Raw genomic sequence first — 6,838 nt, forward strand, 5'->3', positions numbered from 1 at the left:
CTTTCGGTGTTGTTGTAGCAGCCCCGGACCCCACCCCGGAGGATGGGGCAATGCTGGTACGTCTTATGGCCTCTCCCCATTGCAGGATTATTGCGGATCTGTGCGATTCTCCGGCACGAACTGGTATGGCAGGCTTTCTGGGCTTCCGCCCGGAGAGATACGCCTATCTCTATGATGATGTTTTCCAGAGGGCTATCCGGGATAACAACAGGCTTCTGGAGCCCCTGCTTGCGACTGTGGATAAAGAGATAGAAAACAGGTTGCCCAAGGTTCTTGGCCGGGTAAAAAGGCGCATTGCCGAAGCTGGTGTGAAAACCGGCCCCCGGCCAGCGCTGCTTATGCGCGCCGGATAATGTGTCCGGCTATTTCTCCGAGGTTTTCCCGCCAATGGAATGATCCACCGGCGTCATCTCCACAATCTGGATGCGGATCCTGTCCTTTGGGATCTCCAGCGACTGGCTGGCGGCCTCTGCCACAGCGTCGTGCAGCTTTCGCTTCATTTCTGGCGTGCGGCCTTCCAGCATGTTTACAATGATCCAGGGCACGATTTTACTCCACCAGTGAGGGCAGGGGGGCAATGGCGCCGGTCCGGGTGAGGGCGGACAGGGGGGCGCCAGCCTCGAACAGCGGAGCAATCCAGGACAGGGTTTTCAGGAGCATCTCACTCTGGACCCCCAGTTGTCGCAGGCTGCGCAGCAGGTTCCCGAAGGGCTGCTTTGGCTGGGGATACGGCACCAGCGCTGTGGGTCCTTCTTCCGGAAGGCCGGCCAGAATCCTGGCTTTGCGGACGGCAGTGTTCAGGCCGCCCAGCTCATCCACCAGCCCCAGCTCTTTTGCCCTTGCGCCGCTCCAGACCCGTCCGCGGGCGATATCCCTGACCCTGTCCATGGGAAGTTTCCGCTCCTGTGCCACGCCTCTGACAAAGGCCTCGTAAGTCCAGTCCAGCATGGCTTCCATTTTTTTACGGTCTTCCGGGCTGTAGGGCTGGACCTGTGACCACAGGGTCGGGGAACCCTGCCCCGCAGAAAGCTGTTCCCATGTGATGCCCAGCTTTTTCCAGGTTTCTTCTGTAGCGATCTTGCCGCCCACAACCCCGATGGAGCCGGTGAGGGTCGAGGGCTGGGCCACAATGGCGCTGGCGGACATGGCTACCCAGTACCCGCCCGAGGCTGCGGCATTGGACATGGAGACAACGACCGGCTTTGCGGCCTCTTTCGCCAGGGCAACGGCACGACGGATGGTTTCTGATGCGGCCGGAGAGCCACCGCCGCTGTCGATACGGACGACGATGGCTTTTATCTTTTTGTCCTTCACGGCCTCCTCAATACCTTCGGCAATACTGGCGGCACCGGCAGCCATGCCGCCAGTCAGGGGGTCCAGTTTCCCGTCTCCCCGGACAATCAGGCCGGACAGGTGTACCAGAGCCATGCGTGGAGCATCCTTCGAGGCTTCCGGAGTCCAGTCCGCCATATCGACCGCTTCGGTTTTTTCTCCGGCTTTTTTCAGGGTTTCAGCCCGGGCCTCGTCGTAATAACCCAGGTGATCGACCAGACCTGCGGACAGGGCTTCCTGGTCCAGGAATGGCCCCTGGTCCATGAGGGTCCGGACCTTTGCGGGATCCATATTCCGGCCTTGGGCAATGCCCTGGATAATCTGGTCTGACAGGTCGTTCAGCAGTGCGGTGTACTGTTCCCGGTTGGCCGGCGTCAGGTTCTTGTCCGTCAGGGGGGAGAAGGCCGTCTTGTATTCCATGCGCTGGCCGATTTCGGGTTGGAGACCGAGTGAATTCACGGCATCTGCGGCAAAGGGCATTTCCAGGGACAGGGGGGTAAGGCCCACCATACCCACGGGCTGCAGCCAGACTGTGTCAAAGGCCGAGGCCAGCCAGTACAGCTTCTGGCCCGGACTGAATTCCCCGAAGGTTTCGGCAAAGGCCACGGCGGGCTTTCCGTTTTTGCGGAAGAATTCCACAGCGTCGCGCAGCTCCTGGATCTGGGCCAGCCCCAACCCGGAACTGCCGATCTGGACGATGAAGCCTTTTACCCGTGTGTCGTCTGCCGCGCGGCGGATGCGGCCCACCAGATCATGCAGGCCGGGCTGCGATCCCAGAAGGGCGCTGAGGGGTGATGTTGACGGAGATTCGCGGATGTCCCCGTCCAGGGTGTATTCCAGGATAAAGGAAGGGGGCAAAGGCTTTGGCCCGCCCAGCATCATGTTGACCCACAGGACCGTGCCGGCAATGGCCAGAAAGACCACAAGGCCGAAAAGGGCAAAAAATCTGGTGATATAGCGCATGGCCTTCACGATCCTTCCAGCTTTGTTTTCCGGGTTTTACCTGCAAAAGCGCCGGCTGGCAATTGCCCGGCAGATGTGTTTTTCCGCAGATCTGTACAGCGCTTCTTGCTGAAAGTATTTACGCCTTTTACCCTGTTGCCACAAAGATAAAGATCCGACAGGGGGAGTTTCAGGTCATGACATGGCTGACAAGAGACCAGGTTGAAATGAGCTTTGGCTCACGTTTCAAGTGGCACAGGACAACTGCTTCCCGAATTACATTGTCGGAACTTGTTGAGGCCGCCCATGGGATTCTGAAAGAGCAGGCAGACCGCCGGAAGTCTTCAGAGGAGGAATTGACAGGCCTGGTTGCAGAAGAATCCACGCTGGAGGCTGGGATTGGAGAAATAAGGACCCAGCTTGAAAAGGCCAAGACGAATCTGAAAAAAGACATGTCCATTGAACAGGACACCGTAGAGCAGTGGTTGAGGGGCGAGAAGGTTCCCGGGCCTGAAGTCGTGAAGATTCTTGAAAAGATCCTGCTGAAAGGTAAACCCGCAGAGGTGATCAAGGCCTTTCTGGAAGCCGCCGCAAGGGACAGGAAGGCGGACGAAGAAAAGAACGAGGAAAAGAAAGCTGAAAAAATTGCTGAAAGGGTTGTAAATACAGCCAATAAAAAAGAGGGCATTTTTGCAACAATCCTGAAAGCCCGTATGGAAAAAGCAGGGATTTGTGATTGGGGCGGATTTGTTACTGTTTTCAATGAAGAACTTCAGAGTGCTATGGAAACAGGCGCTGTTTCCAGTGGGTCTCTCAAAGTCTATCAGAAGGCTTTGGAAAAACAGGGCGAACAGATATCCGCCCTGAAAGAGAAAATCAGACAGGCGCAGCAGGCGATCAGTACCGGAGAAGGCCATAATTTTTACTGTGTGTCGGCAGAAGGTTCCCACACTGTTGATGCGTATCTGATCAAGGATAATCCCCAAAATCGGAGTGTTCTGGGTCTGGAGCAAGCTGTTCTCCTGATCGAGAACGGTTTCTTTCTACCCGATCCAAAGCTTTATACTCTGCTGATGAAAGCTCTGGTAAAAGCTATTCCAGTCACGAATGAAGATGCAGCTGTACGGGATCTGAATGCAGCCTGGGAATGGCAGAAAAATGCCTCACAAACCACTTTTCGGGAAGAAGCAGTGGCTGTGCAAATTTCCGCGCTGGTTGATGCTGTACCTGCACCTTCAGCAGAAACGCCTGCGCCTTCTGTTCCTCCCGTTGCTGCAGCTCCGTCGCCAGTCGTGGCATTGGCGGCTCCGGCTCCGGTCGTTGCTCCTGCAACAGCTCCGGCAGCTGTTGTTGCGCCGGCGCCTGTGGCTGCATCTGCGGTTCCGGAAATCCGGAGAATTTCAGATGAAGAGATCCGTACCCTGCCTGCGCTGAAGGAATACGCCAGGCGGCATACTGAACTGTTCCACATGCTGGGCATGGAAGCACCGGAGTCAGGCCAGGCCGGAGACACTCCGGTTCCCGGGCTGGAGCATCTGGCAGATGCTCTGGAGGTGAAGATCGCTCTCCTTTCACCGCTTGTTCCTTTCAGTTTCCAGAAAGATTCCGGTATGGGAGACGATCTGATCAATGTGCTTTCCGGCGTTGTAAATGACACGGAAAATTTCCGGACAGCCTGTACAGACTATGAAAAGGCCAGGAAGGATGTGGCATCTGCTCTGGAAGGGGTTTCTGATACAGGTCATGCCACAGCCAGGGAAGTATTCAGTGGTATCGTCCGGGATCGGAACCAGGCACGGACCAGGGCACTGGAAGAAGCTGCCCGCATTGCGGAAAAAGCCAGGGCAACAGCCAGCGGCCAGTCTGTAAAAGGTTCGGGAGTCGTGCTTGTTCCGCCTGCCGAAGATCAGGACCGGGAGGGGAAATATGCCCCCCCAGTTACAGGAACTTTCGGCCCGGAAACGCCCGACTGGCCTGAGATCAAATTCAGGCCCGCAGGGACCACGGATGGAATTGTTCAGCAGTACTGCGCCCTTCTGGCTGCAATCCATGCCCTGATCCCGGAGGATAAAAGGCCTGTCGGACTGACGTACGGAAGCACAGAATTTATCAGCACCGGTCTGCAAGGTGATCTGCAGTCTGCTACAGAGGATCTTGCAAAGGATCCTGAGGCCCAGACAGCAGTGTCACAAATGCTGCTCTGGCTTGCTGGCATGAAAAGGAATCAGCTGTCTGCTGCTGTCAGCCAGGGAAAGCTGACGAAGGGAAATATGGACGCTGTTTCTGCCGACCTGAGCCGGAATCTGGCAGGAGCAAAGGCAGAAGACCGGGTCTGGATTGTTCTGGGCTGGCTGTGTGTCGGTGCCAGGGGATTTTCATGCCCTGACCGGTACAAAAAGAACCCCATGTCTGCCGTGGTGCCAGATGCGGCAGGAACGGCCCGGCTGGCAACAGCAACAGCCTGACAGGATTTCCCGGCGCAGGTCAGGAAAAGGTTGTGAAGGTGGTCGCGTTCCAATAGAAACAGGGAATGTGCACCCCTTCACGCCTTCTTCTGGACTGGTACGACAGGCACCGGCGCGTGCTGCCCTGGCGGGCGGAAGAGGGAGAGATTGCTGATCCCTACGCCGTCTGGCTGTCGGAAATCATGCTGCAGCAGACTACTGTAGCCGCCGTTATTCCCTATTACCGGACCTTTCTGACCCGCTGGCCGACGGTTGAGGCTCTGGCGGCCGCGCCGCTGGAAGATATTCTGGCCACCTGGGCCGGGCTGGGCTATTACGCCCGGGCCCGCAACCTGCATGCCTGCGCCCGCAGGGTCCTGGGCGATTTTGGCGGGCGGTTTCCGTCGACAGAGGCTGAACTGCGTCAGCTTCCGGGAATTGGCGAATATACGGCGGCAGCCATTGCCTCGATCGCCTTTGGCCAGCGGGCTTCAGCCATTGATGGCAACGTGAAGCGGGTCATTGCCCGGTATTGCGGTATAGATCTGCCCCCGGACAAGGCCTTGCCGGATATCCAGGTCCGGGCTGAAAGCCTGTTGCCTGACAGCCGGTATGGCGACTATACCCAGGCCCTGATGGAGCTGGGCGCCACGGTGTGCACGCCGCGCTCCCCCGATTGTGCCGGGTGTCCCTGGTCCGGTTCCTGTGTGTCCCTGGCCCAGGGACTGGTGGACAAGCTGCCACGCAGGGCTGAAAAAAAGGAACGTCCTGTGCGTTATACCCTGGCGTTCTGGCTGACGGACAGGGCAGGGCGGGTCTGGCTGCGGCGCCGGCCTGAAAAGGGGCTGCTGGGTGGAATGCCCGAATTTCCTTCCACGCCCTGGATTGCGGAAAGGCAGGAGGTAAAAGCCCTTCTCGCCCAGGCCCCCTGCAAGGCGTGCTGGCAGGTCCTGCCGGGGCATGTACGCCACGTGTTTACCCATTTTCCTCTGGAAATGAGCGTGGCGGTTGGTTGTCTTTCCGCGGGCCAGAAGGTTATGGAGGGGATGTGGGTGCCGGTGGATGCGCTGGATCGGCTGGGGCTGCCGTCACTCATGGCAAAAATTGTCCGCCATGTTTCTGCCAACGCTGTCTGTGATACTGAGAGGGAAATGGAAACTGTCGGTGAGTGCCATGGCTGACATCCTGCGCCGAATCCTTGTCCTGATCCTGTGCGCTGCATGGGCTTTGCCGGCGGCCTCTCCTGTCGCCATGGCCCAGGAGCAGGGGAAAAAGAAGACTGCTGTAACAGAATCCGGTGGGCCTTTTCCGGCCACGCCTGCATACCTGACCCAGATGCTGATCCGGTACAATACGCTGGATCTGTCAGAGAACACTATCCTCGACAGCGTGGGGATGACTGTCTGGTGCGATGTCTACCAGAGGCTTTTCACCAACGAGTTCGAGTGGCAGAAATTCCGGGAGGCCATGCGGAAATCCTTTGCCCTGAGGCATGACAGGCTTCCCAACAGCTTCTACTATATCGCAAAGGTCAGGCTGGACCGCTACAATCCTGTCCGCGGCGCCTTCGAGTTTCCTGACAGGTCTATCCTGGGGTTCAGCGAGCTGGTCCTGTACGATACGCAGGAACTGTCCTGCGGTCAGGCCCGGACCCGTGTGCTCCCGGTGCGGTACATTGCATCCCTGCGCCCGCCGTTCAAGATGCCCAATCTGCCGGTGCCCGCTGCCCGTGCCCGCCAGACGGTCGAGAACATGCTGCGGGATAACAACCTGGACCGGTATGCCTGGCTGCGTTTTACGGTAGAGATTGCAGATGTCATGTCATTCTCGACCGATGAGGGCAGTGGCGAGATCACGGTCATGCTGGATGCCCGTATTCCCCGGATGGATTTTTTTGACAACGAGGAAGGCACCCGCCTGGTGGAAACCTATGGGTATGCAAGGGCCGGCAGCGTCAGGGACAGGCTGATGAAAAACACCGCGCCGCCCGGCCCGGGTGATGGTCCCGGCCTGGTTCTTCCCGGAGAACCTGAAAAGCAGTCTCCCGTTCTGCCCGCTCCCGGCAGCGTTCCTTCCGAATGACAGGGCCAGGGGTGTTTTTTGGCTTGACGGTCCGGGGT

General features: G+C 58.0%; 6 protein-coding genes. 4 read left to right on the forward strand and 2 right to left on the reverse strand.

The genetic code is table 11. From position 1 onward, the window contains the following. The coding region (locus M3O22_07915) for a hypothetical protein (GenBank protein MDP9196670.1) at nucleotides 1-353 on the forward strand (353 nt) is incomplete at its 5' end. 9 nt (nucleotides 354-362) lie between these two features. Here the strand turns inward: M3O22_07915 and M3O22_07920 are convergent. Continuing rightward, complete coding sequence (locus tag M3O22_07920) at nucleotides 363-545, reverse strand: tautomerase family protein (protein ID MDP9196671.1); 183 nt, start codon at nucleotides 543-545, stop codon at nucleotides 363-365. Between the two features lie 4 nt (nucleotides 546-549). Next, on the reverse strand, nucleotides 550-2,295 hold the full coding sequence (gene sppA / locus M3O22_07925; GenBank protein MDP9196672.1) for a signal peptide peptidase SppA: 1,746 nt from the start codon (nucleotides 2,293-2,295) through the stop codon (nucleotides 550-552). Nucleotides 2,296-2,471: 176 nt separating this feature from the next. On the opposite strand from sppA, the gene M3O22_07930 reads away from it, so the two are divergent. The 3 genes from M3O22_07930 to M3O22_07940 all read left to right on the forward strand — a co-directional run bounded on the left by M3O22_07930 (nucleotide 2,472) and on the right by M3O22_07940 (nucleotide 6,800). Next, complete coding sequence (locus M3O22_07930) at nucleotides 2,472-4,739, forward strand: hypothetical protein (protein MDP9196673.1); 2,268 nt, start codon at nucleotides 2,472-2,474, stop codon at nucleotides 4,737-4,739. A gap of 65 nt (nucleotides 4,740-4,804) precedes the next feature. Then, nucleotides 4,805-5,899, forward strand: coding sequence for an A/G-specific adenine glycosylase (mutY, locus tag M3O22_07935; GenBank protein ID MDP9196674.1), 1,095 nt, complete (start codon nucleotides 4,805-4,807; stop codon nucleotides 5,897-5,899). After that, entirely contained in the window at nucleotides 5,892-6,800 is a 909-nt protein-coding gene (locus M3O22_07940) for a DUF4852 domain-containing protein (GenBank protein ID MDP9196675.1), read from the forward strand. Before mutY ends, M3O22_07940 begins: the two co-directional genes overlap by 8 nt. The last annotated feature ends 38 nt before the right edge of the window (nucleotides 6,801-6,838 follow it).

Source organism: Pseudomonadota bacterium (genome assembly GCA_030775045.1).
In the GTDB taxonomy this organism is placed as follows: domain Bacteria; phylum Pseudomonadota; class Alphaproteobacteria; order JALYJY01; family JALYJY01; genus JALYJY01.

Bases quoted from the DNA above. Each gene is read 5' to 3' on its own strand.
- sppA (MDP9196672.1), bottom strand. From the start codon at position 2,295: ATGCGCTATATCACCAGATTTTTTGCCCTTTTCGGCCTTGTGGTCTTT.
- M3O22_07930 (MDP9196673.1), top strand. From the start codon at position 2,472: ATGACATGGCTGACAAGAGACCAGGTTGAAATGAGCTTTGGCTCACGT.
- mutY (MDP9196674.1), top strand. From the start codon at position 4,805: ATGTGCACCCCTTCACGCCTTCTTCTGGACTGGTACGACAGGCACCGG.
- M3O22_07940 (MDP9196675.1), top strand. From the start codon at position 5,892: ATGGCTGACATCCTGCGCCGAATCCTTGTCCTGATCCTGTGCGCTGCA.